The sequence below is a fragment of the Pseudomonas sp. JDS08PS003 genome, assembly GCF_045013505.1.
In the GTDB taxonomy this organism is placed as follows: Bacteria; Pseudomonadota; Gammaproteobacteria; order Pseudomonadales; family Pseudomonadaceae; genus Aquipseudomonas; species Aquipseudomonas protegens_B.
In genome coordinates this window covers 4,757,784-4,781,796 of the sequence record NZ_CP120724.1, presented here as the reverse complement: position 1 = coordinate 4,781,796, position 24,013 = coordinate 4,757,784, and the positions used below count along the sequence as shown (strand labels likewise).

The following is a 24,013-nucleotide window of genomic DNA, read 5'->3' as shown; positions in this document are numbered from 1 at the left end:
GCGCGTATCATACATGAAAATATCCGCAGGTCCGTTGCCAACTGACCAGCGTCTTACGCGCAGCTCTTGAAAAATCAGGCGCAGCTCAGCTGCTGCGCATCAACGGATACAGCTCTTTAAGCAATTTGCGCCGGCTGATCACCAGTTGCCAGCGATGGCCGCCCAACTGGCGCCATAGGCGCGCCGAACGAATGCCGGCCAGCAGCAGGGCGCGGATCTTCGAGGCGTTGCTCGGTTGCTGCAGGTTGCGCATGTCGCCGTGGACTTGGATACGCTGGCGCAGGGTGCTCAGGGTGTCCTGATACAGCCCGCCGCACGCGGCAATGACGTTTTCGTGGGCCGGGCCGAAGTGTTCGACCTGGGACTGGATCTGCGGCAGGCGCTTGCCAATGGTTTCCAGCAGGTCGTCGCGCTTGGCCAGCTGACGCTCCAGGCCGAGCATCGAGAGCGCGTAGCGCAAGGGCTCGCGTTGCAGGGTGCTGGGGTCGCGCTCCAGGGCGCCGATCAGGGCGCGGTAGCCCTCGCGCAGGTTGATGTCGTCGCCGCCGTAGACTTCCAGGGTGTCTTTCGGGTCGCGAATCAGCAGGCTACCGAGCATGCAGCTCAAGGCAGCTTCACTGACCTGGCCGGTCTTGGCGATGCGGTCCACCAGCACCGCTGCGAGGAATACACCACCCAGCGCCGTCAATTGCTCCTGAATCGGGCTCATGGACGGACGTCCTTGCTGCTCCAGGGTTCGGCCACTTCGATGACGCCGCCACCAAGGCAGATTTCACCGTCGTAGAACACCACGGACTGGCCGGGTGTCACGGCGCGCTGTGGATCGTCGAAGGTGGCGCGGTAGCCGTTGGCGGTCTTTTCCAGGGTGCAGGCCTGGTCGCTCTGGCGGTAGCGCACCTTGGCGGTCAGGCGTCGTGGCTGGTTCAGGTCGATGGGGTTGACCCAATAGATGTCGGAGGCCAGCAGGGCGCGGGAGAACAACCAGGGATGATCGTTGCCCTGGCCAACGATCAGTTCGTTGTGCTCCAGGTCCTTGATCAGCACGTACCACGGCTCTTCGCCGGCATCTTTCAGGCCGCCGATGCCCAGGCCCTGGCGCTGGCCGATGGTGTGGTACATCAGGCCGTGATGGCGGCCGATGACTTCACCTTCGGTAGTCTTGATCTCGCCGGGCTGGGCTGGCAGGTACTGTTTGAGGAAGTCGCTGAAGCGCCGCTCACCGATAAAGCAGATGCCGGTGGAGTCTTTCTTCTTGGCGGTAGCCAGGTCGTGTTTCTCGGCGATGGCGCGCACTTCGGGTTTTTCCAGCTCGCCCACCGGGAACAGGGTCTTGGCGATCTGCTCGCCGCCAACGGCATGGAGGAAGTAGCTCTGGTCCTTGTTTGGGTCCAGGCCCTTGAGCAGTTCGGTGCGGCCGTCGATGTCGCGACGACGCACATAGTGCCCGGTGGCAATCAAGTCGGCGCCGAGCATCATGGCGTAGTCGAGGAACGCCTTGAACTTGATTTCGCGGTTGCAGAGGATGTCCGGGTTCGGCGTGCGGCCGGCCTTGTATTCGGCCAGGAAGTGCTCGAACACGTTGTCCCAGTACTCGGCGGCAAAGTTGGCGGTGTGCAGCTTGATGCCAAGCTTGTCGCACACGGCCTGGGCGTCCGCCAGGTCGTCCATGGCGGTGCAGTACTCGGTTCCGTCGTCTTCCTCCCAGTTCTTCATGAACAGGCCTTCCACCTGGTATCCCTGCTCCATCAGCAGGAGGGCGGAAACGGAAGAATCCACGCCGCCGGACATGCCGACAATGACGCGCTTCTTTTGGGTGTCAGAAGGGGCTGGATCACGCATAGGAATTCAATGGGTGTCTTGAAAAAGGACGCGATTCTAACAGGCTGAGGCCTGCAAGGCTAAAACTGCGGTTAAAGCATTGGTCGGATCAGCGCCAGGCTGTGCAGTTGGCCGTCCAGGTAATCGTCCAGGCACTGCAGGATCAGCTCGCTACGCCAGTTGGCCCGTTGTTCCAGCAGTTGCTCGCGGGTCAGCCAGCGGGGGCCGATGATGCCGTCGTCCAGTTGATAGTCCGGATGATGGCGCAGCGGCTTGGCGGCAAAGCACACGCGCTGGTAGGTCACGCCGTTGCTGGGGGCGGTATAGAGGTAGATGCCGACCACGCCGGTTAGCTCCACGTCCCAGCCGGTTTCTTCCAGGGTTTCGCGGATGGCCGCCTGGAGCAGGCTTTCATTGGCATCCAGGTGCCCGGCAGGCTGATTGAGCACGGCCTGTTCGCCCGAGTACTCCTCGACGAACAGGAAGCGCCCCTGATCTTCGACGATGGTGGCGACGGTGATGTGAGGTTGCCATTCCATAAAGCCTCTCCTTTTATAAGGGGTAAGCATTGTAGGAGCCGGCTTGCCGGCGAAGCGAGCACCGCCTGTTTGGCGTGGGTGCATTTCGCCGGCCAGCCGGCTCCTGCGCAATCCATAAGCACAAACCCCGGCACATGGCCGGGGTTTGTGTAGGACGGTCCTGCTTACACCAACGCAGCGATGGCTGCGTTGAGGGTGGCGCTCGGGCGCATGGCCTTGCTCACCAGCTCAGGGTTGGCGCTGTAGTAGCCGCCGATGTCCACGGGCTTGCCCTGTACCGCGTTGAGCTCGGCGACGATGGTCGCTTCGTTCTCTGTCAGGGTCTTGGCCAGGGTGCTGAACTGCGCTTGCAGGGCGGCGTCCTCGGTCTGGGCGGCCAGGGCTTGGGCCCAGTACAGCGCCAGGTAGAAGTGGCTACCGCGGTTGTCGATGTTGCCGACTTTGCGCGATGGCGACTTGTTGTTGTCGAGGAACTGGCCGGTAGCCTGGTCCAGGGTCTTGGCCAGTACCAGGGCTTTCGGATTGTTGTAGGTGTTGCCCAGGTGCTCCAGGGAGGCGGCCAGGGCCAGGAACTCACCCAGGGAATCCCAGCGCAGGAAGTTCTCTTCCAGCAGTTGCTGCACGTGTTTCGGGGCCGAACCGCCGGCGCCGGTTTCGAACAGGCCGCCACCGTTCATCAGCGGCACGATCGACAGCATCTTGGCGCTGGTGCCCAGCTCCATGATCGGGAACAGGTCGGTCAGGTAGTCGCGCAGTACGTTGCCGGTCACCGAGATGGTGTCCTTGCCGTCGCGGGTGCGGGCCAGGGTGAACTTCATGGCGTCGACCGGAGACATGATGCGGATGTCCAGGTCGCTGGTGTCGTGATCCTTCAGGTAGGCCTGAACTTTCTCGATCATCACGCCGTCGTGGGCGCGCATCGGGTCCAGCCAGAAGATGGCCGGGGTGCTGCTGGCGCGGGCACGGTTGACCGCCAGCTTGACCCAGTCCTGGATCGGCGCGTCTTTGGTCTGGCACATGCGGAAGATGTCGCCGGCTTCGACTTTCTGCTCCAGCAGCAGGCTGCCTTTGCCGTCAGTGACGCGAACCACGCCGTCAGCCTTGATTTCGAAAGTCTTGTCGTGGGAGCCGTACTCTTCGGCTTTTTTCGCCATCAGGCCAACGTTCGGCACGCTGCCCATGGTGGTCGGATCGAATGCGCCATTGGCTTTGCAGTCTTCGATCACCGCCTGGTAGATGGTGGCGTAGCAACGGTCCGGGATCACTGCCTTGGTGTCGTGCAGCTGGCCGTCGGTGCCCCACATCTTGCCGGAGTCACGGATCATGGCCGGCATCGAAGCGTCGACGATCACGTCGCTCGGCACGTGCAGGTTGGTGATGCCTTTGTCGGAGTTGACCATAGCCAGGGCAGGGCGGGCTGCGTAGACGGCCTGGATGTCGGCTTCGATCGCAGCTTGCTGGTCGGCTGGCAGGGCCTTGATGCGGGCGTACAGGTCGCCGATGCCGTTATTCAGGTTGAAGCCGATTTCTTGCAGCACGGCGGCGTGCTTGCTCAGGGCGTCCTGATAGAACTCGGCAACGATCTGGCCGAACATGATCGGGTCGGAGACTTTCATCATGGTGGCTTTGAGGTGCACCGACAGCAGTACGCCTTGCTTCTTGGCGTCTTCGATTTCGGCGGCGATGAAGGCACGCAGGGCCTTTTTGCTCATGACTGCGCAATCGAGGATCTCACCGGCTTGCACGGTGGTCTTTTCCTTCAGGACGGTGGCTGTGCCGTCTTGAGCAATCAGCTCGATTTTAACGCTGTCTGCGCCTTCGATCAGGGCAGCTTTTTCGCTGCCGTAGAAGTCGCCGTTGCTCATGTGGGCAACGTGGGACTTGGAGTCCTTGGCCCAGGCGCCCATCTTGTGCGGGTGCTTGCGCGCGTAGTTCTTCACCGACAGCGGGGCGCGGCGGTCGGAGTTGCCTTCACGCAGGACCGGGTTCACGGCGCTGCCCTTGACCTTGTCGTAACGGGCCTTGGCGTCTTTGTCGGCGTCGCTGGTGACGGTCTCGGGATAGTCCGGCAGGGCATAGCCCAGGGCCTGGAGCTCTTTGATCGCGGCTTGCAGTTGCGGTACCGAGGCGCTGATGTTCGGCAGCTTGATGATGTTGGCTTCCGGGGTGACCGCCAGTTCGCCCAGTTCGGCGAGGTGGTCCGGTACCGCTTTGGCACCCAACTGCTCAGGGAAGCTGGCGAGGATGCGGCCGGCCAGGGAGATGTCGCGGGTTTCCACGGCGATATCAGCCGAAGCGGTGAAGGCTTCTACGATAGGCAGCAGGGAATAGGTGGCGAGGGCCGGGGCTTCGTCGGTGAAGGTGTAGATGATCTTCGAGCGGGTGGGCATATTCGGATTAACTCTCTTCTTTGCTAAAGCGTGCGCAGAAACTCGAGGTGCGCCGGGTAAGCGCTTTCGTTCAAAGGTCATCCATGAGCCGAATGTCGAGGTTTCTTCGCGGTGATGTTGGGTGCATCAGTCGAGCGTCAAGCGGGTGGGCTGCGGTAACAACCCGGCTTTGGGCGGCCATTCTCGGCTTGTTTTATTCGGTAGCAGAGCGTTCGGCCGTCGTGACTCTGTGGTCAGCGGCGGCATTATACATAGGTAGCTAGCAAAACGCCGATGCTTCATAGGTGCCCGTTCTCGTCCATTGGTCTAAAGGTCGCAGGCGGGGTGCAGGCGTAGAGTCGTTCGAGGTGCTCGATTTTGGCACTTTTCCCTTTGCTTTCAGGCTTGTAGGCCGCGAACTGTGCAGCTTTCACGGCATATGGGTGGAACATGAGGTTCCCGTCCAGATTCAACTGGGTTACGCTCGAACGCAGCCAGATGTTCAATCCACACAACGGAGTTCAGCATGGGATACAAGAAGATTCAGGTTCCAGCAGTCGGCGACAAAATCACCGTCAACGCAGACCATTCTCTCAATGTTCCTAACAACCCGATTATTCCTTTCATCGAAGGCGACGGTATTGGTGTTGATATCAGCCCGGTCATGATCAAGGTTGTCGATGCTGCGGTTAAGAAGGCTTACGGCGGCGAACGCAAGATTTCCTGGATGGAAGTGTATGCCGGGGAAAAAGCGACTCAAGTGTACGACCAGGATACCTGGCTGCCTCAGGAAACCCTGGACGCGGTGAAGGACTACGTGGTTTCCATCAAGGGCCCGCTGACCACACCGGTCGGTGGTGGCATCCGTTCCCTGAACGTGGCCCTGCGTCAACAGCTGGACCTGTATGTATGCCTGCGCCCGGTGCGTTGGTTCGAAGGCGTGCCCAGCCCGGTGAAAAAGCCTGGCGATGTGGACATGACCATCTTCCGTGAAAACTCCGAAGACATTTACGCCGGTATCGAGTGGAAGGCCGGTACGGCAGAGGCCACCAAGGTCATCAAGTTCCTTAAAGAAGAAATGGGCGTCACCAAGATCCGTTTCGACGAAAACTGCGGCATCGGCGTCAAGCCGGTTTCCCTGCAGGGCACCAAGCGTCTGGCGCGCAAGGCGCTGCAATATGTAGTGGATAACGACCGCGACTCGCTGACCATCGTCCACAAAGGCAACATCATGAAGTTCACCGAAGGTGCCTTCAAAGAGTGGGCCTACGAAGTGGCGGCTGAAGAGTTCGGCGCAACCTTGCTGGACGGCGGCCCTTGGATGCAGTTCAAGAACCCGAAAACCGGCAAGAACGTCATCGTCAAGGATGCTATCGCTGACGCCATGCTCCAGCAGATCCTGCTGCGCCCGGCCGAGTACGATGTGATCGCGACCCTCAACCTCAATGGTGACTATCTGTCCGACGCCCTGGCGGCGGAAGTCGGTGGTATCGGTATCGCTCCGGGGGCCAACCTGTCCGACACCGTGGCCATGTTCGAAGCGACCCACGGTACCGCGCCCAAGTACGCCGGCAAGGACCAGGTCAACCCAGGCTCGCTGATTCTCTCTGCGGAGATGATGCTGCGCCACATGGGCTGGACCGAAGCGGCCGACCTGATCATCAAGGGCACCAATGGCGCCATCTCGGCCAAGACCGTGACCTATGACTTCGAGCGTCTGATGGAAGGGGCGACCCTGCTGTCTTCGTCGGCATTCGGTGATGCGCTGATCTCGCACATGTAAGCGAATCCGGGCTGAAAGCAAACCGGCCGACTCAATCCCTTGAGTCGGCCGGTTTTTTTATGACTGGATGTTGTATCAATCAGCTCAGGGCGCTTTCAGTCTGGACCTCGGCGGTGACGATTTCGCCGGGCACCTTCAAGGCGCTGATTTTGATCGCATGCAGCCCCTTGGGGCCTTGGATGATCTCGAAGCTCACAGCCTGTCCGGCTTTCAAGGTCTTGTAGCCATCCATATCGATGGCCGAGTAATGGGCAAAGAGATCGTCAGTCTTGCCCTCCTCATTAATAAAGCCATAACCCTTGGCATTGTTGAACCACTTGACCTTACCGCTAGCCATACTCATATCCCTCTGCAACAGACTCCATCACTGGAGTATCATCCAGTTCATCCGCCGCCAAACTTGGTAAAAAGGTTGACGCCGCGGACGTTTATTACCCAATGTGGGCCCTATTGGTTGTAACACCGTTTTGCCGATAGTCAAGGTGACCCGGCGGTCGGAGTTGAATTCCATCCAGGGCGCCCCCACCACTGTATTTGCACAACTGACGAACCTTTCTTTCCATGCATGCAATCAGCCAGATTCGACTAACATTCAATCAGGATCGCCCGGACTTGCACGACGACGATTCCGCTGGCTTGGCTGTACAGGAAGCTAAGCCTGCGTTACAGGCGCCGCCGATGTACAAGGTGGTTTTGTTCAACGATGACTACACCCCGATGGATTTCGTCGTCGAAGTGCTCGAGATGTTTTTTAACCTGAATCGCGAGCTGGCGACCAAGGTCATGCTGGCCGTCCATACCGAGGGACGGGCAGTGTGTGGATTGTTTACCCGCGACATCGCCGAGACCAAGGCCATGCAGGTCAACCAGTACGCCCGGGAAAGCCAGCATCCGCTACTCTGTGAAATCGAGAAGGACGGTTAACGCCGACCACTTGGGTATGAGGTGAAGCTATGTTAAACCGCGAGCTCGAAGTCACCCTCAATCTCGCCTTCAAGGAGGCCCGTTCGAAGCGTCATGAATTCATGACCGTCGAGCACCTTCTGTTGGCTCTTTTGGATAATGAGGCCGCCGCCACCGTTTTACGTGCCTGCGGAGCAAACCTCGACAAACTCAAGCACGACCTGCAGGAGTTCATCGACTCCACCACGCCGCTGATTCCTGTGCATGACGAGGATCGCGAGACTCAGCCAACCCTGGGTTTCCAGCGTGTGCTGCAACGTGCTGTCTTTCACGTACAGAGCTCGGGCAAGCGTGAAGTCACTGGCGCCAATGTGCTGGTGGCAATCTTCAGTGAGCAAGAGAGTCAGGCAGTGTTCCTGCTGAAACAGCAGAGCGTTGCCCGTATCGATGTGGTCAATTACATCGCCCATGGCATTTCCAAGGTGCCTGGGCATGGTGATCATTCTGAAGGTGAACAGGATATGCAGGACGAAGAGGGTGGTGAGTCGTCTTCTTCGGGCAATCCTCTGGATGCCTATGCCAGCAACCTCAATGAACTGGCCCGTCAAGGGCGGATTGATCCGTTGGTGGGTCGCGAGCAGGAGGTAGAGCGCGTTGCGCAGATCCTCGCTCGTCGTCGCAAGAACAATCCGTTATTGGTAGGTGAGGCGGGTGTGGGCAAAACCGCCATTGCCGAAGGCTTGGCCAAGCGTATTGTCGACAATCAGGTTCCAGATCTGTTGGCCAATAGCGTTGTCTACTCCCTGGATCTGGGGGCGTTGCTGGCGGGTACCAAATACCGTGGCGACTTCGAGAAGCGCTTCAAGGCGTTGCTGGGAGAGTTGAAGAAGCGTCCTCAGGCAATTCTGTTCATCGACGAGATTCATACCATCATCGGTGCCGGTGCGGCTTCCGGTGGGGTAATGGATGCCTCGAACCTGCTCAAGCCGCTCCTGTCCTCGGGTGATATCCGTTGTATCGGTTCAACCACCTTCCAGGAATTTCGTGGCATCTTCGAGAAAGACCGGGCCCTGGCTCGGCGCTTCCAGAAGGTCGATGTGTCCGAACCCTCGGTCGAGGACACCATTGGTATCCTGCGCGGTCTCAAAGGTCGTTTCGAGCAGCATCACAGCATCGAATACAGCGATGAAGCCCTGCGCGCCGCAGCGGAACTGGCCTCGCGCTACATCAATGACCGGCATATGCCGGACAAGGCCATCGACGTCATCGACGAGGCGGGTGCCTACCAGCGTCTGCAGCCGGCCGAGAAGCGCGTGAAGCGCATCGAAGTGGCTCAGGTTGAGGACATCGTGGCGAAAATTGCCCGTATTCCGCCTAAGCATGTCACCAGCTCCGACAAAGAGCTGCTGCGCAACCTTGAGCGCGATCTCAAGTTGACGGTGTTTGGCCAGGATGCGGCGATTGATTCGCTGTCTACCGCCATCAAGTTGTCCCGTGCGGGCCTGAAGTCTCCGGACAAGCCTGTGGGTTCGTTCCTGTTCGCCGGTCCTACCGGTGTCGGCAAGACCGAAGCGGCACGGCAGTTGGCCAAGGCCATGGGGATCGAGTTGGTGCGCTTCGACATGTCTGAGTACATGGAGCGGCACACCGTATCGCGCTTGATTGGTGCGCCTCCCGGCTATGTCGGTTTCGACCAGGGTGGCTTGCTGACCGAGGCGATCACCAAACAGCCGCATTGCGTATTGCTGCTCGATGAAATCGAGAAGGCGCATCCGGAAGTCTTCAACCTGCTGCTGCAGGTGATGGATCACGGCACTCTGACCGACAACAACGGGCGCAAGGCGGACTTCCGCAATGTAATCGTCATCATGACCACCAACGCCGGTGCTGAAACCGCGGCGCGAGCCTCTATCGGTTTCACTCATCAGGATCACTCTTCCGATGCCATGGAAGTAATCAAGAAGAGCTTCACGCCGGAGTTCCGCAACCGTCTGGACACCATTATCCAGTTCGGTCGTCTGAGTCATGAAGTGATCAAGAGCGTGGTGGACAAGTTCCTTACCGAGCTTCAAGCGCAGTTGGAAGACAAGCGCGTGCAGCTGGAAGTGACCGATGCCGCTCGCAGCTGGCTGGCTGCCGGTGGTTACGACGTGACAATGGGTGCACGCCCAATGGCGCGTTTGATCCAGGACAAGATCAAGCGTCCCCTGGCCGAGGAGATCCTGTTTGGCGAATTGTCCGACCATGGCGGTGTGGTACACATCGACATCAAGGATGGCGAGTTGACCTTTGATTTCGAGACCACGGCGGAAATGGCTTGATGGCCGCGTAACGCAGTAGTACCGCCAAAGGCACCGGAGGGTGCCTTTGTGCTATCTGGGGTTTGAACAGTTTTTTGCAGACGAACAAAAACGCCCGGCATAACCGGGCGTCTTGTATTGACTTGCTTAGCGAGCGCGGTAAGTGATGCGCCCTTTGCTCAAGTCATAGGGCGTCAGCTCGACGCGCACTTTGTCACCGGTAAGAATACGAATGTAGTTCTTGCGCATCTTGCCGGAAATATGCGCGGTTACGACGTGCCCATTTTCCAACTCCACACGAAACATGGTGTTGGGCAGGGTGTCGACGACAGTGCCTTCCATTTCGAAGCTGTCTTCTTTCGACATGCAGTAAAGCCCTCGGTGTCCAATGAATGGCCCGGTGCAACTGCGCCAGGCAAAAGCGGCGTGCATTGTGCCCGAAAAGTGGGGTTTAAGCCAAGACCTTCTAGTTGAGGATCACCCATCTCTGGTTAACCAGCAGCTCTATGGGGCGATATTGGGTCTTGTAGCTCATTTTTTTGCAGTTCTTGATCCAGTAGCCGAGGTACACCGCGTCCAGCCCCAGGCGCAGGGTTTCGCCGATTTGCCAGAGGATCGCGTAGCGCCCCAGGCTGCGACGCTCTTCATCGGGTTCATAGAAGGTGTAGACCGCTGAGAGCCCGTTGGGCAACAGGTCGGTAACGGCTACCGCCAGCAGGCGCCCCTCCAGGCGGAACTCATAGAAGCGGGAAAACGGCAGGTCGCGCACCAGGAAGGTCGAGAACTGGTCGCGGCTGGGGGGGAACATGTCGCCGTCGGCGTGGCGTTGCTCGATGTAGCGTTGGTAGAGGTCGAAGTACTCTTCGCTAAAGCCAGGTTTGGCCGCTTGTACGCTCAGGTCGCTGTTGCGTTTGAGAATGCGTTTTTGCTGACGATTGGGCAGGAACTGCGCCACTGGAATGCGCGCCGGGACGCAAGCGTTGCAGTTTTGGCAGTGGGGCCGATACAGGTGATCGCCGCTGCGACGAAATCCCATTTCCGACAGATCTGCGTAGACATGCACGTCCATGGGCTGGCTGGGATCGAGGAACAAGGTAGTGGCCTGTTCGTCGGGCAGGTAGCTGCAAGAATGGGGTTGAGTGGCATAAAACTTCAGGCGCGCCAACTCGGTCATGAGTCAACCCTCGGAATAAGCTTTGAAATTAAGTGTAAGCCACTGCCGTCAAACCCGCCTAGGAAACCCATATGGCGCGGCTCGGCTGATCCAGGTGACGCGTGAGGTAGCCGGCAAACTCTGGTCGGGAAATGGAGCGCGCACCCAGGCTGTGCAGATGCTCGGTAGGCATCTGGCAGTCGATCAATACAAATCCCCATTCCTTCAGATGCTGTACCAGGGTGGCGAATCCGAATTTCGAGGCGTTGTCGGCGCGGCTGAACATCGACTCGCCAAAAAACAGTTGGCCCATGGCCAGGCCGTACAGCCCTCCCACCAGCGTGCCTTGATCCCAGACTTCCACCGAGTGGGCATAGCCGCGCTGATGCAATTGCAAATAGGCCTGTTGCATCGCCTCGCTGATCCAGGTGCCGTCGGCATAAGCCCGAGGTGCTGCGCAAGCGCTGATGACCGCAGCGAAGTCCTGGTCGAACGTCACTTGATAGCGCTGTTTGCGCAACAGCTTGCCCAGGCTGCGGGAGACATGCAGTTCGTCCGGCAGCAGCACGGTGCGTGGATCGGGAGACCACCAGAGGATCGGTTGCCCCTCGGAAAACCACGGGAAGCAGCCGTGGCGATAAGCCTGAATCAAGCGATCGGCGGACAGATCACCGCCCGCAGCCAGCAGCCCGTTGGGCTCGCGCATGGCCTTTTCCAATGGGGGGAAATCAAGTTTGTTGCGTTGTAACCAGGTCAGCATGGCATCCAGACTTACGGCAGGGGAGGGCGGTGGCAGGCCAATGATGGCCCGCCACAAGCGTAGGGCGAGGGCTTAGTTGTCGTCGAGGAATTTTTCCGCATCCAGGGCTGCCATGCAGCCGGCGCCGGCGGACGTAATGGCCTGGCGGTAGACATGATCGGCCACATCGCCAGCAGCGAATACTCCCGGAATGCCGGTGGCGGTGGCATTGCCTTCGCTGCCACCCTTGATCAGCAGGTAGCCGTCGCGCATCTCCAGTTGCCCCTGGAACAGGTCTGTATTGGGTTTGTGGCCGATGGCGATAAACACCCCAGCCAGTGCCAGATCCCTGGTTTCTCCGCTGTGGCTGTCCTTGAGGCGGGCGCCGGTCACGCCGCTGGCATCCCCCAGTACTTCGTCCAGATGCTGGTTCCAGTGCAGGCGGATATTGCCGTTGGCGGCCTTGTCGAACAGTTTGTCCTGGAGGATTTTCTCTGCGCGGAGCTTGTCGCGGCGGTGCACCAGGTGCACTTCCTTGGCGATGTTCGACAGGTACAGTGCCTCCTCCACGGCTGTGTTGCCGCCGCCCACCACGGCTACCACCTGATTGCGATAGAAGAAACCATCGCAGGTGGCGCAGGCTGAAACGCCTTTGCCGGCAAATGCCTCCTCCGATGGCAGGCCCAGGTATTGGGCCGATGCGCCGGTGGCAATGATCAGCGCGTCGCAACTGTAGGTGCCGCTGTCGCCGATAAGGATAAACGGCCGCTGCTGCAACTGAGCGGTATGGATGTGGTCATAGACGATCTGGGTGTCGAAACGCTCGGCGTGTTTTTGCATGCGCTCCATCAGTGCCGGGCCGGTCAGGCCTTCGACGTCACCGGGCCAGTTGTCGACTTCGGTGGTGGTGGTCAGTTGGCCGCCAGCTTGCAGGCCGGTGATCACGGTCGGTTTGAGGTTGGCACGAGCGGCATAAACGGCGGCGCTGTAACCGGCAGGGCCGGAGCCCAGAATGATCAGGCGTGAATGCTTCGCTTGGTTCATAAAAACACCTCATAAGCCTTTGTCACAAAAGAGAATGCATGCTCCAATTGAACAGTGCGTATTACGCAATTGGCTATGCTTAACAGACTGTTCTGACGTGGCATGGTGTGAACAAACCCGTACAATACGACGATGTACCAGGCTTATTCAGAATTGCACCGTTTCAGAAGCAAGGGGCAGAGTGTTAAAAGTAGCCCCAGTTACGCCGGTCAACTTTATTTACCTGCTCGGATTGAGCAGTATCTTGTAGTCAATCACCCGTTGGACGCGCTTATGGCGCAGGAAAAGACGCGTTTTGAAGAAATCCACCGCAGCACCTAAACCTGTTGTTCCGCTCTGGCGTCAGCAATTGCACTACCGGCTCAAGGAAGGTGCATTGATCGCCATTGGAGCCCTGTGCCTGTTCTTGATGATGGCACTTCTGACCTACGGTAAAGATGATCCGGGTTGGAGCCATAACAGCAAGATCGAAGATGTGCAGAACTTCGGCGGTCCTGCTGGCTCTTACAGCGCCGATATCCTGTTTATGGTGTTGGGTTACTTCGCTTATATCTTCCCGTTGCTGTTGGCGATCAAGACCTACCAGATCTTCCGTCAGCGGCATGAACCCTGGCAGTGGAGCGGCTGGCTGTTTTCCTGGCGGCTGATCGGTCTGGTGTTCCTGGTGTTGTCCGGCGCGGCGCTGGCGCATATCCATTTCCATGCCGCCACGGGCCTGCCGGCCGGTGCCGGTGGCGCTTTGGGCGAGAGCCTGGGCGACCTGGCCAAGAATGCGCTGAACGTCCAGGGCAGCACCCTGATGTTCATTGCCCTGTTCCTGTTCGGCCTGACGGTGTTCACCGACCTGTCGTGGTTCAAGGTGATGGACGTCACTGGCAAGATCACGCTCGACCTGTTCGAACTGTTCCAGGGCGCTGCCAATCGTTGGTGGGACGCTCGCGTCGAGCGTAAACAGCTGGTGGCGCAACTGCGCGAAGTGGATGCCCGGGTCGATGAGGTGGTGTCCCCGAGCATCGCCGACAAGCGCGAGCAGGCCAAGGTCAAGGAGCGTCTTATCGAGCGCGAGCAGGCCTTGAGCAAGCATATGTCCGAGCGCGAGAAGCAGGTGCCGCCGGTGATCACTCCAGTGGTCACCAAGGCGCCTGAGCCGAGCAAGCGCGTGCAGAAAGAGAAGCAAGTACCGCTGTTCGTCGACAGTGCGGTGGAAGGCACCTTGCCGCCGATCTCGATCCTCGATCCCGCGGAAAAGAAACAGCTCAATTACTCCCCCGAATCCCTGGCGGCTGTCGGCCACCTGCTGGAGATCAAGCTCAAGGAGTTCGGCGTCGAAGTGGCGGTGGATTCCATCCATCCCGGCCCGGTGATTACCCGTTACGAAATCCAGCCGGCGGCCGGGGTGAAAGTCAGCCGTATCGCCAACCTGGCCAAGGACCTGGCGCGCTCCCTGGCGGTGACCAGTGTGCGCGTGGTGGAAGTGATTCCCGGCAAGACCACCGTGGGCATCGAGATTCCCAATGAAGACCGGCAGATCGTGCGCTTCTCCGAAGTGCTCTCGACCCCGGAATACGACAACTTCAAATCCCCGGTCACCCTGGCCCTGGGCCACGATATCGGCGGCAAACCGATCATCACCGACCTGGCGAAAATGCCTCACCTGCTGGTGGCCGGTACCACCGGTTCCGGTAAGTCGGTGGGGGTCAACGCAATGATTCTGTCGATCCTGTTCAAGTCCGGCCCGGAAGACGCCAAGCTGATCATGATCGACCCGAAGATGCTCGAACTGTCGATCTACGAAGGCATTCCGCATCTGCTGTGCCCAGTGGTCACCGACATGAAGGACGCGGCCAACGCTCTGCGCTGGAGCGTGGCGGAGATGGAGCGGCGCTACAAGCTCATGGCCAAGATGGGCGTGCGCAACCTCTCGGGCTTCAACGCCAAGGTCAAGGAAGCCATTGAAGCCGGTACGCCGCTGGCGGACCCGCTGTACAACCGCGAAAGCATCCACGACGAAGCGCCGCTGCTGACCAAGCTGCCGACCATCGTGGTGGTAGTGGACGAATTTGCCGACATGATGATGATCGTCGGCAAGAAGGTTGAAGAACTGATCGCCCGTATCGCCCAGAAGGCCCGTGCTGCCGGTATCCACCTGATTCTCGCGACCCAGCGGCCGTCGGTGGACGTGATCACCGGCCTGATCAAGGCCAACATTCCGACTCGCATGGCGTTCCAGGTGTCGAGCAAGATCGACTCGCGGACCATCATCGATCAGGGCGGCGCCGAACAGCTGCTGGGCCACGGTGACATGCTCTACATGCCACCGGGCACCAGCCTGCCGATTCGTGTCCACGGTGCCTTCGTCTCCGACGATGAAGTGCACCGCGTGGTGGAGGCATGGAAGCTGCGGGGCGCGCCGGAATACAACGACGACATCCTCAACGGTGTCGAAGAGGCGGGCAGTGGTTTCGAAGGTAGCAGCGGCGGTGGCGACGGCGATGACCCGGAAGCCGACGCGCTCTACGACGAAGCCGTGCAGTTCGTCCTGGAAAGCCGCCGGGCCTCGATCTCGGCGGTACAGCGCAAGCTGAAGATTGGCTACAACCGCGCCGCCCGGATGATCGAGGCCATGGAAATGGCCGGCGTGGTGACGGCGATGAACACCAACGGCTCCCGCGAAGTGCTGGCGCCGGGCCCGATGCGCGACTGATCCCTGTTTCGCTTTCAGCGGCGTGAGGTCACGCCGCTCGCATACCCATCCAATTTATGAGGAATTCCATGCGCCTGATTCGCATGTTGCTGCTGCCGGTATTGGCTGTGACCACCCTGTCGGCCCACGCCGACCCGAAAGACGTGGCACGCCTGACCCAGTTGCTGGAAAAGTCCCAGACCCTGACGGCGCGTTTCTCCCAGCTGACCCTCGACGGCAGCGGCACTCAGTTGCAGGAAACCGCCGGCGAGATGTCCTTGCAGCGTCCTGGCCTGTTCTACTGGCACACCGACGCGCCGCAAGAACAACTGATGGTGTCCGACGGCCAGAAAGTCTCCCTGTGGGACCCGGACCTGGAGCAGGTGACCATCAAGAAGCTCGACCAGCGTCTGACCCAGACTCCGGCCCTGTTGCTGTCCGGTGACGTGTCGAAGATCAGCGAAAGCTTCGACATCACCTCCAAGGAAGCCGGCGGCGTGATGGACTTCACCCTCAAGCCGAAAACCCGCGACACCCTGTTCGACAGCCTGCGCCTGTCGTTCCGCAACGGCATGATCAACGACATGCAATTGATTGACAGCGTTGGTCAGCGCACCAATATCCTGTTCACCGGGGTCAAGGCCAACGAATCGATCCCGGCGTCCAAGTTCAAGTTCGACATCCCCAAGGGTGCCGATGTGATCCAAGAGTAAGCAGCCGCAGCCGCAAGGTTTCGAAGGTAGTCCATGGACCTGTTTCGTAGTGCCCCGATCGCCCAGCCACTGGCTGCACGCTTGCGTGCGACCAACCTGGACGAGTACGTCGGTCAGCAGCACCTGCTGGCTCGGGGCAAGCCGCTGCGCGAGGCACTGGAGCAGGGCGCCCTGCATTCGATGATCTTCTGGGGCCCGCCTGGGGTCGGCAAGACCACCCTGGCGCGGCTGCTGGCGGAAGTCTCGGACGCCCACTTCGAAACCGTCTCGGCGGTGCTGGCCGGGGTCAAGGAGATCCGCCAGGCGGTGGAAATCGCCAAGCAGCAGGCCGGACAATACGGGCGGCGGACCATTCTGTTCGTCGACGAAGTGCACCGCTTCAACAAATCGCAGCAGGATGCCTTCCTGCCCTACGTGGAAGACGGCACGCTGATCTTTATCGGCGCCACCACGGAAAACCCGTCCTTTGAACTCAACAACGCCTTGCTCTCCCGGGCCCGGGTCTATGTGCTCAAGAGCCTGGATGAAGCGGCCCTGGGCACTCTGGTACAGCGTGCCCTGACGGAAGAGCGGGGGCTGGGCAAGCGTCAGCTGAGCCTCAGCGACGAAGGCTTCCAGATGCTGCTGTCGGCGGCCGATGGCGATGGCCGGCGCATGCTCAACCTGCTGGAGAACGCCTCGGACCTGGCGGAGGACGGTGGCGAGATCAGCGTCGATCTTCTGCAAAGCCTGTTGGGGGATACCCGCCGCCGTTTCGACAAGGGCGGCGAAGCCTTCTACGACCAGATTTCCGCGTTGCACAAGTCCGTGCGCGGCTCCAATCCCGACGGCGCCCTGTACTGGTTTGCACGCATGCTCGACGGTGGTTGCGACCCGCTGTACCTGGCCCGACGCGTAGTGCGCATGGCCAGCGAGGACATCGGCAATGCCGACCCGCGGGCCTTGAGCCTGTGCCTGGCGGCCTGGGATGTGCAGGAGCGCCTGGGCAGTCCCGAAGGCGAGCTGGCGGTGGCCCAGGCCATCACCTACCTGGCCTGTGCGCCGAAGAGCAACGCCGTGTACATGGGCTTCAAGGCCGCCATGCGCGCCGCTGCCGAGCACGGTTCCCTGGAAGTGCCGATCCATCTGCGCAACGCTCCGACCAAGCTGATGAAGCAGTTGGGGTACGGCGACGAATACCGCTACGCCCATGACGAGCCGGATGCCTACGCTGCCGGCGAAGACTATTTCCCCGAAGAGCTCGAGCCTTTGCCGCTCTACCAGCCGGTGCCCCGTGGCCTGGAGCTGAAGATCGGCGAGAAGCTCAAGCATCTGGCTGCCCTGGACCGGGCCAGCCCCCTGCAGCGGAGAAAACCTTGATCCCCCTGATCCTCGCAGTCTCCGCCGGCGGCGTGGCCGGCACCCTGTTGCGCTTCACCACGGGCAACTGGATCAACGCCAATTGGCCGCGGCACTTCTATACCGCGACGCTGGCCGTTAATATCGTGGGCTGCCTGCTGATCGGCGTGTTGTACGGACTGTTCCTGATCCGTCCGGAAGTGCCGATCGAAGTGCGTGCCGGATTGATAGTGGGCTTCCTCGGTGGCCTGACGACTTTTTCATCCTTTTCACTGGATACCGTGCGTCTGCTGGAAAGCGGACAAGTGGCGCTGGCCCTGGGTTATGCGGCACTGAGTGTATTCGGCGGGCTGCTTGCTACCTGGGCCGGCCTGTCCTTGACCAAACTTTGATAAACGAGAGAACGACATGCTCGATTCCAAACTGTTACGTAGCAACCTCCAGGACGTAGCGGATCGTCTGGCATCCCGCGGCTTTGCCCTGGATGTGGCACGCATCGAAGCGCTGGAAGAACAGCGCAAGACCGTGCAGACCCGCACCGAGCAACTGCAGGCTGAACGTAACGCGCGCTCCAAGTCCATCGGCCAGGCCAAGCAACGTGGCGAAGACATCGCCCCGCTGATGGCCGACGTTGAGCGCATGGGGAACGAGCTGAGCTCCGGCAAGGTGGAGCTGGAAAACATCCAGAACGAACTGGATTCGATCCTGTTCGGCATTCCCAACCTGCCTCACGAATCTGTGCCGGTGGGCGAAGACGAAGACGGCAACGTCGAAGTGCGCCGTTGGGGCACCCCGACTACCTTCGACTTCCCGATCAAGGACCACGTGGCCCTGGGCGAAACCCACGGCTGGCTGGACTTTGAAACCGCGGCCAAGCTGTCCGGTGCGCGTTTCGCCCTGCTGCGCGGTCCTATCGCCCGTCTGCACCGCGCCCTGGCGCAGTTCATGATCAACCTGCACACCGGCGAGCACGGCTACGAAGAGGCCTACACCCCGTATCTGGTGCAGGCTCCGGCCTTGGTCGGCACCAGCCAGCTGCCGAAGTTCGAGGAAGACCTGTTCAAAATCACTCGCGAAGGCGAAGCCGATCTGTACCTGATCCCGACCGCCGAAGTGTCCCTGACCAACATCGTCGCGGGTGAGATCCTCGATCCGAAGCAACTGCCGCTGAAGTTCGTCGCCCACACGCCGTGCTTTCGCAGTGAAGCCGGTGCCTCGGGTCGCGACACCCGCGGCATGATCCGCCAGCACCAGTTCGACAAGGTCGAGATGGTCCAGGTGGTCGAGCCGTCGACTTCCATGGAGGCCCTGGAAGGCCTGACCGCCAACGCCGAGAAAGTCCTGCAACTGCTGCAACTGCCGTACCGCGTACTGGCCCTGTGCACCGGCGACATGGGCTTCAGCGCGGTCAAGACCTACGACCTCGAAGTCTGGGTGCCGAGCCAGGACAAATACCGCGAGATCTCCTCGTGCTCCAACTGCGGCGACTTCCAGGCCCGTCGCATGCAGGCGCGCTTCCGCAACCCGGAAACCGGCAAGCCGGAGTTGGTGCACACCCTCAACGGTTCCGGCCTGGCCGTGGGCCGTACCCTGGTGGCGGTGCTGGAAAACTACCAGCAGGCCGACGGTTCGATCCGTGTGCCGGACGTGCTGAAGCCGTACATGGGTGGCCTTGAGGTCATCGGCTAAATGGAATATCTGCCGCTGTTTCACAACCTTCGCGGCAGTCGTGTGTTGGTGGTCGGCGGAGGGGAGATTGCCTTGCGCAAGTCCCGTCTTCTGGCCGATGCCGGTGCGCAGCTGCGAGTGGTTGCACCTGAAATAGAAGCGCAATTGCAGGAGCTGATCGTCGCCAGCGGCGGTGAGTCCCTGTTGCGCGGGTATGTCGAGGCCGACCTCGACGGCTGCACCCTGATCATTGCCGCCACCGACGATGAATCCCTCAATGCCCAAGTCTCCGCCGATGCCCATCGGCGTTGCGTCCCGGTCAATGTGGTGGACGCGCCGGCCCTGTGCAGCGTGATCTTCCCGGCTATCGTCGACCGTTCGCCACTGGTCATCGCAGTTTCCAGTGGTGGCGATGCGCCGGTGCTGGCGCGGCTGATCCGGGCCAAGCTGGAAACCTGGATTCCTTCCACCTACGGCCAACTGGCCGGGTTGGCGGCGCGTTTCCGCGCCCAGGTCAAAGGCCTGTTTCCGGATGTGCAGCAGCGCCGGGCGTTCTGGGAGGATGTATTCCAGGGCCCCATCGCCGATCGCCAACTGGCGGGGCAGGGAGCGGAAGCCGAACGTCTGTTGCAGGCCAAGATTGCCGGCAAGGCGCCCCATGCGCCGGGCGAGGTGTATCTGGTGGGGGCTGGCCCGGGTGATCCGGACCTGCTGACCTTTCGCGCCCTGCGCTTGATGCAACAGGCCGACGTGGTGCTCTACGATCGCCTGGTGGCGCCGGCGATTCTCGAACTGTGCCGCCGTGACGCCGAACGTATCTATGTCGGCAAGCGTCGCGCCGATCACGCCGTGCCCCAGGAACAGATCAACCAGCAATTGGTGACCCTGGCCCAGCAAGGCAAACGTGTAGTGCGTCTCAAGGGCGGCGATCCGTTCATCTTCGGCCGGGGCGGCGAAGAGATCGAAGAGCTGGCGGCCCACGGTATTCCATTCCAGGTGGTGCCGGGGATTACCGCAGCCAGTGGTTGCTCGGCCTACGCCGGGATTCCCCTGACTCACCGCGACTACGCGCAGTCGGTGCGCTTCGTCACCGGCCACCTTAAGGACGGCACCAGCAACCTGCCCTGGAGCGACTTGGTGGCGCCAGCGCAGACCCTGGTGTTCTACATGGGCCTGGTGGGCTTGCCGACGATCTGCGAGCAGTTGATCAAGCACGGGCGCGGCGCTGATACCCCGGCCGCCTTGATCCAGCAGGGCACCACCAGCAACCAGCGAGTCTTCACCGGCACCCTGGCCAACCTGCCGGCCCTGGTGGCGGAACACGAAGTGCATGCCCCGACCTTGGTGATCGTTGGCGAAGTGGTCCAGCTACGCGAGAAGCTGGCCTGGTTCGAAGGCGCTCAGTCCGAGGTCTGAAAAGCTTCGCCGGCAAGCCGGCTCCTACAGGATCGCTGTGGGAGCTGGCTTGCCAGCGAAAGCGTCCTCAACCCCTGCACCAAACCCCTTGCCCACTCAACCGTTGCCGATCATGTGCGCGGCTGAAGTCCTGCAACGGCCCCTTCGGCACAATCCCCGTTGGATTGATGGTGCTATGGCTGGCGTAGTAGTGCCCCTTGATATGGGCAAAATCCACGGTCTCGGCAATCCCCGGCCACTGATACAGCTCCCGCAGCCAGTTCGACAGGTTCGGGTAATCGGCAATCCGCCGCAGGTTGCACTTGAAGTGGCTGTAGTACACCGCATCGAAACGGATCAACGTGGTGAACAGCCGTACATCGGCTTCAGTCAGATACTCGCCAACCAAGTAGCGCTGTTTACCCAGCAACGCTTCCAAAGCGTCCAGCTCGGCAAAGACATCATCGAACGCCGCCTCATAGGCCTGTTGTGACGTGGCAAACCCGGCGCGATACACGCCATTGTTCAGCGCTGCATAGATGCGTGCGTTGAGTTCGTTGATGCGTGCGCGCAAAGGCTGCGGATAAAAATCCAGCTCATTGCCGGTCAAGTGATCAAAAGCGCCGTTGAACATGCGGATGATTTCTGCCGACTCATTGCTGACGATGCGCTGTTGCTGTTTGTCCCAGAGCACCGGCACGGTGACCCGACCGGTGTAGTCGGCGCTTTCGGCGGTGTAGCGCTGGTGCATGAAGTCGAAGGGGTCCAGGGCATCGCCACTGGAGCCGAAGGCGCTGTCGAAGGTCCAGCCGTTCTCGCGCATCAGCCAGCTGACCACCGAGACGTCGATCAGCTGTTCCAGGCCCTTGAGCTTGCGCAAGATCAGCGTGCGGTGGGCCCAGGGGCAGGCCAACGATACATAAAGGTGGTAGCGCCCGGCCTCGGCGGCAAAGCCGCCTTCGCCGCTGGGCCCCGGACTGCCGTCGGCGGTGACCCAGTGGCGACGTTGCGCCTGTTCCCGTTGGAAGGTGCCGTCCTTGCCGCTTTCGTACCACTGGTCATGCCAGCGCCCTTCGATCAGCAGACCCATGAAATGCTCCTCAGCGATTTTGCGTTGGAGTGCAGTCTATTGCGCTGGGTTCGAACAAAAAGCGCAAAACTTGGGCAATCAGGATCGATTAAATCGATCTGTCCCGGGCGTCCCAGTAGTGTTGGGCGCGCTCGAAGGCCTGCTCCCGAGGCATGCCCAGGCCGCGCAAGGCCAGGGCCATGGTCGCCAGCAGGGCCAACTGTGGGTAACTGTCCTCCACCTCGCCACGCCACAGCGCCTTGAGGTGCTCGGGTTCCAGGCTGGCCGGTTTCACATGGCGTTGTGCCGACAGTGCCGGCCATTCCTCGTCCCAACTGACGCCGCCCGTGCTGCCGTACAGATGGCTGGTGGTGTCCGGGTTGATCTCGATCTCGCCGCCGTCACCCTTGATCACGATGACGTTGTCCCCCAGCAGGCCGCTGGCATCGCGGTGCACCGCCTGATAGCCAGGGTGGAAGATGCTCTGCAGGCCGCAACGGGCGCCCAGGGGATTGAGAATGCGCGCCAGGGAGTGGATCGGTGAGCGCAGGCCGAGGATGTTGCGCAGGTCGATCATCCGTTGCAGCTGTGGCGCCCAGTCGCCTAGCGGCATGAAGGCCAGGTTGCCCTGATCCAGTGCCTGGCTGACCGATGGCCAGTCACGGCACAGGGGAATCCCCAGGGGCTCCAGCAACTGCTCGGTGTACAGGCGACCGGCCGTATGGGCGCCGCCGCCGTGCAGCAGGATGCGCACGCCGTTCTGCGCCAGGCACTTGGCCGCCAGCAGGTACCAGGGCAGGTGGCGCTTCTTGCCGGCGTAGGTCGGCCAGTCGAGGTCCAGGGCAATGGCCGGGGTGTTGAGGCGTTCGCGCAAGGCTTCGGTGAAGCCCGCCAGCTCTTCCGGGCTTTCCTCCTTGTGCCGCAGCAGCATGAGGAAGGCGCCGAGTTGAGTGTCCTCGACCTTGCCGTCCAGCAGCATGCCCATGGCTTCCCGGGCTTCTTCCCGGGTCAGGTTGCGCGCGCCGCGCTTGCCCTTGCCAAGGATGCGCACGAACTGGGCAAAAGGGTGTTCTTCCGGGGTCTGGGTGAGCAGGGGGGCGAAATCGTTCATAGGCAATTGGTCGGCTTCGGCAGGCCCGCCAGCTTGGCGGCAAGTTTGGCGGGAGTGCCTTTGAACAGACGGTTCAGGTGCAGGCTGTTGCCCTTGTCCGGGCCCAGCTTGAGGGCGGTGTACTTGATCAGCGGGCGGGTGGCCGGGGACAGCTGGAACTCTCTATAGAAGCCTTGCAGCAGCTCGAGGATTTCCCAGTGTTCCGGGCTCAGTTCAAGTGCTTCATTGGCGGCCAGGGCTTGGGCCACGTCGGCGGACCAGTCGTCGAGGTTGACCAGGTAACCGTCCTTGTCCAGTTCGATGGCGCGAGCGCCCACAGTCAGGGTACTCATAGCCAGGTGTTGACCTTGTCATGCTCAATCGAGAGCTCGACGAAGCCCGGGTAATCCACTGCGCGGGCCCAGGCCGGCAGCTCCAGGCCCCGGGCTTGCAAGTCCTCTTCCAGCACATACAGATTCAGGCCGCTACGGGCGCCCAGTTCGCCGTAAAGAGTGGTGCCCGGCTGCAAGGCATAGGCGGCGTCGCCACACAGCAGCAGGCCATCGGCGCTGCCCAGCAGACGCAGGCAACTGCTCAGGCGGGTGTCGGTGAAGGGCGAGTGGGACAACACATGCAAGGTCGACATCAGAGGGTAATCACCTGGTCAAAACGGTCGATGATCCCGGCCAGTTCCGGGGCGTCCAGCAGCTGTACCGCGTCAAGGCTCAAGGCCGCCGGGTCCAGACCACGAGCAGCGATGCTCGCGCTGCAGGCAAACAGCTCGTCGACGCCGAACAGCGACAGCGCCTGCAGGTTGGCGCTCAAGTCCTTCTGCCGCAGCAATGAAGCCTGTTGCCCCGGCGCCAGTTGCAGCACGCCATCGTCGAGAAACAGCAAGCCGATCGGCAGGTCGAACGCGCCGCCGGCCAGGACAATATCCAGGGCCTCGCGGGCCCCAGGGCCGGACCAGGGCGCCTGACGGCTGATCAACAACAGGGATTTGGCCATCTCACGCCCCTCCAAAACAGATCAGGCGGTCGGCGGCCTGTACCGCGTCATGCAATTGCCCGAGCCCCGACAGCTCCCAGGGGGCTTCGACGCTCACCGACGTGCGCTGATAGCGCTGGGCTTCGTCGGCATTCAACACACCCCGACGCAGGGCCGCGGCGATGCACACCACGCCATCCAACTGATGCTGGCCGACAAAGTCGCGCCATTCCTGGGGCAGGTTCTGCTCATCCTGGGGCGTGACGATGCTGTTGGCAGCGTTGTAGACGCCGTCCTGGTAGAAAAACAGCCGGACAATCTCATGCCCGCCCGCCAGCGCCGCCTGGGCGAACAGCAGGGCGCGGCGCGAGGAAGGCGCGTGAGCGGCGGAGAACAGGGCGATGGCGAACTTCATGACGGAC

The 24,013-nt window shown here is 60.9% G+C and carries 24 protein-coding genes; 9 read left to right on the top strand and 15 right to left on the bottom strand.

All coding sequences use genetic code 11. The features are described 5' to 3' along the window. Positions 1–85: 85 nt before the first annotated feature. The 4 genes from hflD to P7C00_RS21170 form a co-directional block, all read right to left on the bottom strand. Positions 86–709 (bottom strand): high frequency lysogenization protein HflD, encoded by a 624-nt coding sequence (hflD, locus tag P7C00_RS21185; protein WP_011062179.1) that lies wholly within the window; start codon positions 707–709, stop codon positions 86–88. Beyond that, positions 706–1,839 (bottom strand): tRNA 2-thiouridine(34) synthase MnmA, encoded by a 1,134-nt coding sequence (gene mnmA, locus P7C00_RS21180; protein ID WP_404937306.1) that lies wholly within the window; start codon positions 1,837–1,839, stop codon positions 706–708. The genes hflD and mnmA overlap by 4 nt, the downstream gene beginning before the upstream one ends. A gap of 71 nt (positions 1,840–1,910) precedes the next feature. Next, a complete protein-coding gene (locus tag P7C00_RS21175) occupies positions 1,911–2,357 on the bottom strand; it encodes an NUDIX hydrolase (RefSeq protein ID WP_346635086.1) in 447 nt (148 codons plus the stop codon). 164 nt (positions 2,358–2,521) lie between these two features. Continuing rightward, positions 2,522–4,747: an NADP-dependent isocitrate dehydrogenase gene (locus P7C00_RS21170; RefSeq protein WP_346635085.1), complete on the bottom strand. Its 2,226-nt coding sequence runs from the start codon at positions 4,745–4,747 to the stop codon at positions 2,522–2,524. A gap of 505 nt (positions 4,748–5,252) precedes the next feature. Between P7C00_RS21170 and icd the strand changes: the two genes are divergently transcribed. Next, on the top strand, positions 5,253–6,509 hold the full coding sequence (icd, locus tag P7C00_RS21165) for an NADP-dependent isocitrate dehydrogenase (protein ID WP_102864727.1): 1,257 nt from the start codon (positions 5,253–5,255) through the stop codon (positions 6,507–6,509). A gap of 79 nt (positions 6,510–6,588) precedes the next feature. Here the strand turns inward: icd and cspD are convergent, their stop codons facing one another. Further along, the gene (cspD, locus tag P7C00_RS21160) at positions 6,589–6,846 is read right to left on the bottom strand and encodes a cold shock domain-containing protein CspD (protein ID WP_102864728.1); all 258 of its coding nucleotides are present in this window, start codon (positions 6,844–6,846) and stop codon (positions 6,589–6,591) included. 224 nt (positions 6,847–7,070) lie between these two features. Between cspD and clpS the strand changes: the two genes are divergently transcribed. Together clpS and clpA are read left to right on the top strand one after the other, a co-directional pair. Beyond that, on the top strand, positions 7,071–7,433 hold the full coding sequence (gene clpS, locus P7C00_RS21155) for an ATP-dependent Clp protease adapter ClpS (RefSeq protein WP_011062173.1): 363 nt from the start codon (positions 7,071–7,073) through the stop codon (positions 7,431–7,433). Positions 7,434–7,462: 29 nt separating this feature from the next. Beyond that, the gene (clpA, locus tag P7C00_RS21150; RefSeq protein WP_346635084.1) at positions 7,463–9,733 is read left to right on the top strand and encodes an ATP-dependent Clp protease ATP-binding subunit ClpA; all 2,271 of its coding nucleotides are present in this window, start codon (positions 7,463–7,465) and stop codon (positions 9,731–9,733) included. 126 nt (positions 9,734–9,859) lie between these two features. On the opposite strand, the gene infA is transcribed toward clpA, so the two are convergent. The 4 genes from infA to trxB form a co-directional block, all read right to left on the bottom strand. Then, positions 9,860–10,078 (bottom strand): translation initiation factor IF-1, encoded by a 219-nt coding sequence (gene infA / locus P7C00_RS21145; RefSeq protein WP_002553999.1) that lies wholly within the window; start codon positions 10,076–10,078, stop codon positions 9,860–9,862. Positions 10,079–10,178: 100 nt separating this feature from the next. Then, entirely contained in the window at positions 10,179–10,886 is a 708-nt protein-coding gene (locus P7C00_RS21140; protein ID WP_346635083.1) for an arginyltransferase, read from the bottom strand. 58 nt (positions 10,887–10,944) lie between these two features. Continuing rightward, on the bottom strand, positions 10,945–11,625 hold the full coding sequence (gene aat / locus P7C00_RS21135) for a leucyl/phenylalanyl-tRNA--protein transferase (RefSeq protein WP_404937305.1): 681 nt from the start codon (positions 11,623–11,625) through the stop codon (positions 10,945–10,947). A gap of 72 nt (positions 11,626–11,697) precedes the next feature. Beyond that, entirely contained in the window at positions 11,698–12,648 is a 951-nt protein-coding gene (gene trxB, locus P7C00_RS21130; RefSeq protein ID WP_404937304.1) for a thioredoxin-disulfide reductase, read from the bottom strand. Between the two features lie 295 nt (positions 12,649–12,943). On the opposite strand from trxB, the gene P7C00_RS21125 reads away from it, so the two are divergent. From P7C00_RS21125 to cysG, 6 genes are all read left to right on the top strand, one after another. Continuing rightward, positions 12,944–15,352 carry a DNA translocase FtsK 4TM domain-containing protein gene (locus P7C00_RS21125; RefSeq protein WP_346635080.1) on the top strand — a complete coding sequence of 803 codons (2,409 nt, stop codon included), beginning with the start codon at positions 12,944–12,946 and terminating at the stop codon, positions 15,350–15,352. Between the two features lie 68 nt (positions 15,353–15,420). After that, positions 15,421–16,044: an outer membrane lipoprotein chaperone LolA gene (gene lolA / locus P7C00_RS21120; RefSeq protein WP_123727938.1), complete on the top strand. Its 624-nt coding sequence runs from the start codon at positions 15,421–15,423 to the stop codon at positions 16,042–16,044. A gap of 33 nt (positions 16,045–16,077) precedes the next feature. Then, complete coding sequence (locus P7C00_RS21115) at positions 16,078–17,403, top strand: replication-associated recombination protein A (RefSeq protein ID WP_011062166.1); 1,326 nt, start codon at positions 16,078–16,080, stop codon at positions 17,401–17,403. After that, a complete protein-coding gene (gene crcB / locus P7C00_RS21110; RefSeq protein WP_016966951.1) occupies positions 17,400–17,774 on the top strand; it encodes a fluoride efflux transporter CrcB in 375 nt (124 codons plus the stop codon). Before P7C00_RS21115 ends, crcB begins: the two co-directional genes overlap by 4 nt. A gap of 16 nt (positions 17,775–17,790) precedes the next feature. Beyond that, a complete protein-coding gene (serS, locus tag P7C00_RS21105) occupies positions 17,791–19,071 on the top strand; it encodes a serine--tRNA ligase (protein ID WP_404937303.1) in 1,281 nt (426 codons plus the stop codon). Continuing rightward, a complete protein-coding gene (gene cysG / locus P7C00_RS21100) occupies positions 19,072–20,466 on the top strand; it encodes a siroheme synthase CysG (RefSeq protein WP_346635077.1) in 1,395 nt (464 codons plus the stop codon). A 67-nt stretch (positions 20,467–20,533) separates the two neighbouring features. On the opposite strand, the gene P7C00_RS21095 is transcribed toward cysG, so the two are convergent. The 6 genes from P7C00_RS21095 to tusD all read right to left on the bottom strand — a co-directional run bounded on the left by P7C00_RS21095 (position 20,534) and on the right by tusD (position 24,006). Next, positions 20,534–21,535 (bottom strand): glutathione S-transferase family protein, encoded by a 1,002-nt coding sequence (locus P7C00_RS21095; protein WP_404937302.1) that lies wholly within the window; start codon positions 21,533–21,535, stop codon positions 20,534–20,536. 88 nt (positions 21,536–21,623) lie between these two features. Next, complete coding sequence (locus tag P7C00_RS21090) at positions 21,624–22,625, bottom strand: glycosyl transferase family protein (protein WP_404937301.1); 1,002 nt, start codon at positions 22,623–22,625, stop codon at positions 21,624–21,626. Further along, entirely contained in the window at positions 22,622–22,957 is a 336-nt protein-coding gene (locus P7C00_RS21085) for a TusE/DsrC/DsvC family sulfur relay protein (RefSeq protein ID WP_019092901.1), read from the bottom strand. Before P7C00_RS21085 ends, P7C00_RS21090 begins: the two co-directional genes overlap by 4 nt. Then, positions 22,954–23,250 carry a sulfurtransferase complex subunit TusB gene (tusB, locus tag P7C00_RS21080; protein ID WP_053159429.1) on the bottom strand — a complete coding sequence of 99 codons (297 nt, stop codon included), beginning with the start codon at positions 23,248–23,250 and terminating at the stop codon, positions 22,954–22,956. Before tusB ends, P7C00_RS21085 begins: the two co-directional genes overlap by 4 nt. Beyond that, positions 23,250–23,612 (bottom strand): sulfurtransferase complex subunit TusC, encoded by a 363-nt coding sequence (tusC, locus tag P7C00_RS21075; protein WP_123727943.1) that lies wholly within the window; start codon positions 23,610–23,612, stop codon positions 23,250–23,252. The genes tusB and tusC overlap by 1 nt, the downstream gene beginning before the upstream one ends. A 1-nt stretch (position 23,613) precedes the next feature. Beyond that, complete coding sequence (tusD, locus tag P7C00_RS21070) at positions 23,614–24,006, bottom strand: sulfurtransferase complex subunit TusD (RefSeq protein ID WP_123727944.1); 393 nt, start codon at positions 24,004–24,006, stop codon at positions 23,614–23,616. Positions 24,007–24,013: the final 7 nt, after the last annotated feature.

Bases quoted from the DNA above. Each gene is read 5' to 3' on its own strand.
- hflD (WP_011062179.1), bottom strand. From the start codon at position 709: ATGAGCCCGATTCAGGAGCAATTGACGGCGCTGGGTGGTGTATTCCTC.
- mnmA (WP_404937306.1), bottom strand. From the start codon at position 1,839: ATGCGTGATCCAGCCCCTTCTGACACCCAAAAGAAGCGCGTCATTGTC.
- P7C00_RS21175 (WP_346635086.1), bottom strand. From the start codon at position 2,357: ATGGAATGGCAACCTCACATCACCGTCGCCACCATCGTCGAAGATCAG.
- P7C00_RS21170 (WP_346635085.1), bottom strand. From the start codon at position 4,747: ATGCCCACCCGCTCGAAGATCATCTACACCTTCACCGACGAAGCCCCG.
- icd (WP_102864727.1), top strand. From the start codon at position 5,253: ATGGGATACAAGAAGATTCAGGTTCCAGCAGTCGGCGACAAAATCACC.
- cspD (WP_102864728.1), bottom strand. From the start codon at position 6,846: ATGGCTAGCGGTAAGGTCAAGTGGTTCAACAATGCCAAGGGTTATGGC.
- clpS (WP_011062173.1), top strand. From the start codon at position 7,071: ATGCATGCAATCAGCCAGATTCGACTAACATTCAATCAGGATCGCCCG.
- clpA (WP_346635084.1), top strand. From the start codon at position 7,463: ATGTTAAACCGCGAGCTCGAAGTCACCCTCAATCTCGCCTTCAAGGAG.
- infA (WP_002553999.1), bottom strand. From the start codon at position 10,078: ATGTCGAAAGAAGACAGCTTCGAAATGGAAGGCACTGTCGTCGACACC.
- P7C00_RS21140 (WP_346635083.1), bottom strand. From the start codon at position 10,886: ATGACCGAGTTGGCGCGCCTGAAGTTTTATGCCACTCAACCCCATTCT.
- aat (WP_404937305.1), bottom strand. From the start codon at position 11,625: ATGCTGACCTGGTTACAACGCAACAAACTTGATTTCCCCCCATTGGAA.
- trxB (WP_404937304.1), bottom strand. From the start codon at position 12,648: ATGAACCAAGCGAAGCATTCACGCCTGATCATTCTGGGCTCCGGCCCT.
- lolA (WP_123727938.1), top strand. From the start codon at position 15,421: ATGCGCCTGATTCGCATGTTGCTGCTGCCGGTATTGGCTGTGACCACC.
- P7C00_RS21115 (WP_011062166.1), top strand. From the start codon at position 16,078: ATGGACCTGTTTCGTAGTGCCCCGATCGCCCAGCCACTGGCTGCACGC.
- serS (WP_404937303.1), top strand. From the start codon at position 17,791: ATGCTCGATTCCAAACTGTTACGTAGCAACCTCCAGGACGTAGCGGAT.
- cysG (WP_346635077.1), top strand. From the start codon at position 19,072: ATGGAATATCTGCCGCTGTTTCACAACCTTCGCGGCAGTCGTGTGTTG.
- P7C00_RS21095 (WP_404937302.1), bottom strand. From the start codon at position 21,535: ATGGGTCTGCTGATCGAAGGGCGCTGGCATGACCAGTGGTACGAAAGC.
- P7C00_RS21090 (WP_404937301.1), bottom strand. From the start codon at position 22,625: ATGAACGATTTCGCCCCCCTGCTCACCCAGACCCCGGAAGAACACCCT.
- P7C00_RS21085 (WP_019092901.1), bottom strand. From the start codon at position 22,957: ATGAGTACCCTGACTGTGGGCGCTCGCGCCATCGAACTGGACAAGGAC.
- tusB (WP_053159429.1), bottom strand. From the start codon at position 23,250: ATGTCGACCTTGCATGTGTTGTCCCACTCGCCCTTCACCGACACCCGC.
- tusC (WP_123727943.1), bottom strand. From the start codon at position 23,612: ATGGCCAAATCCCTGTTGTTGATCAGCCGTCAGGCGCCCTGGTCCGGC.
- tusD (WP_123727944.1), bottom strand. From the start codon at position 24,006: ATGAAGTTCGCCATCGCCCTGTTCTCCGCCGCTCACGCGCCTTCCTCG.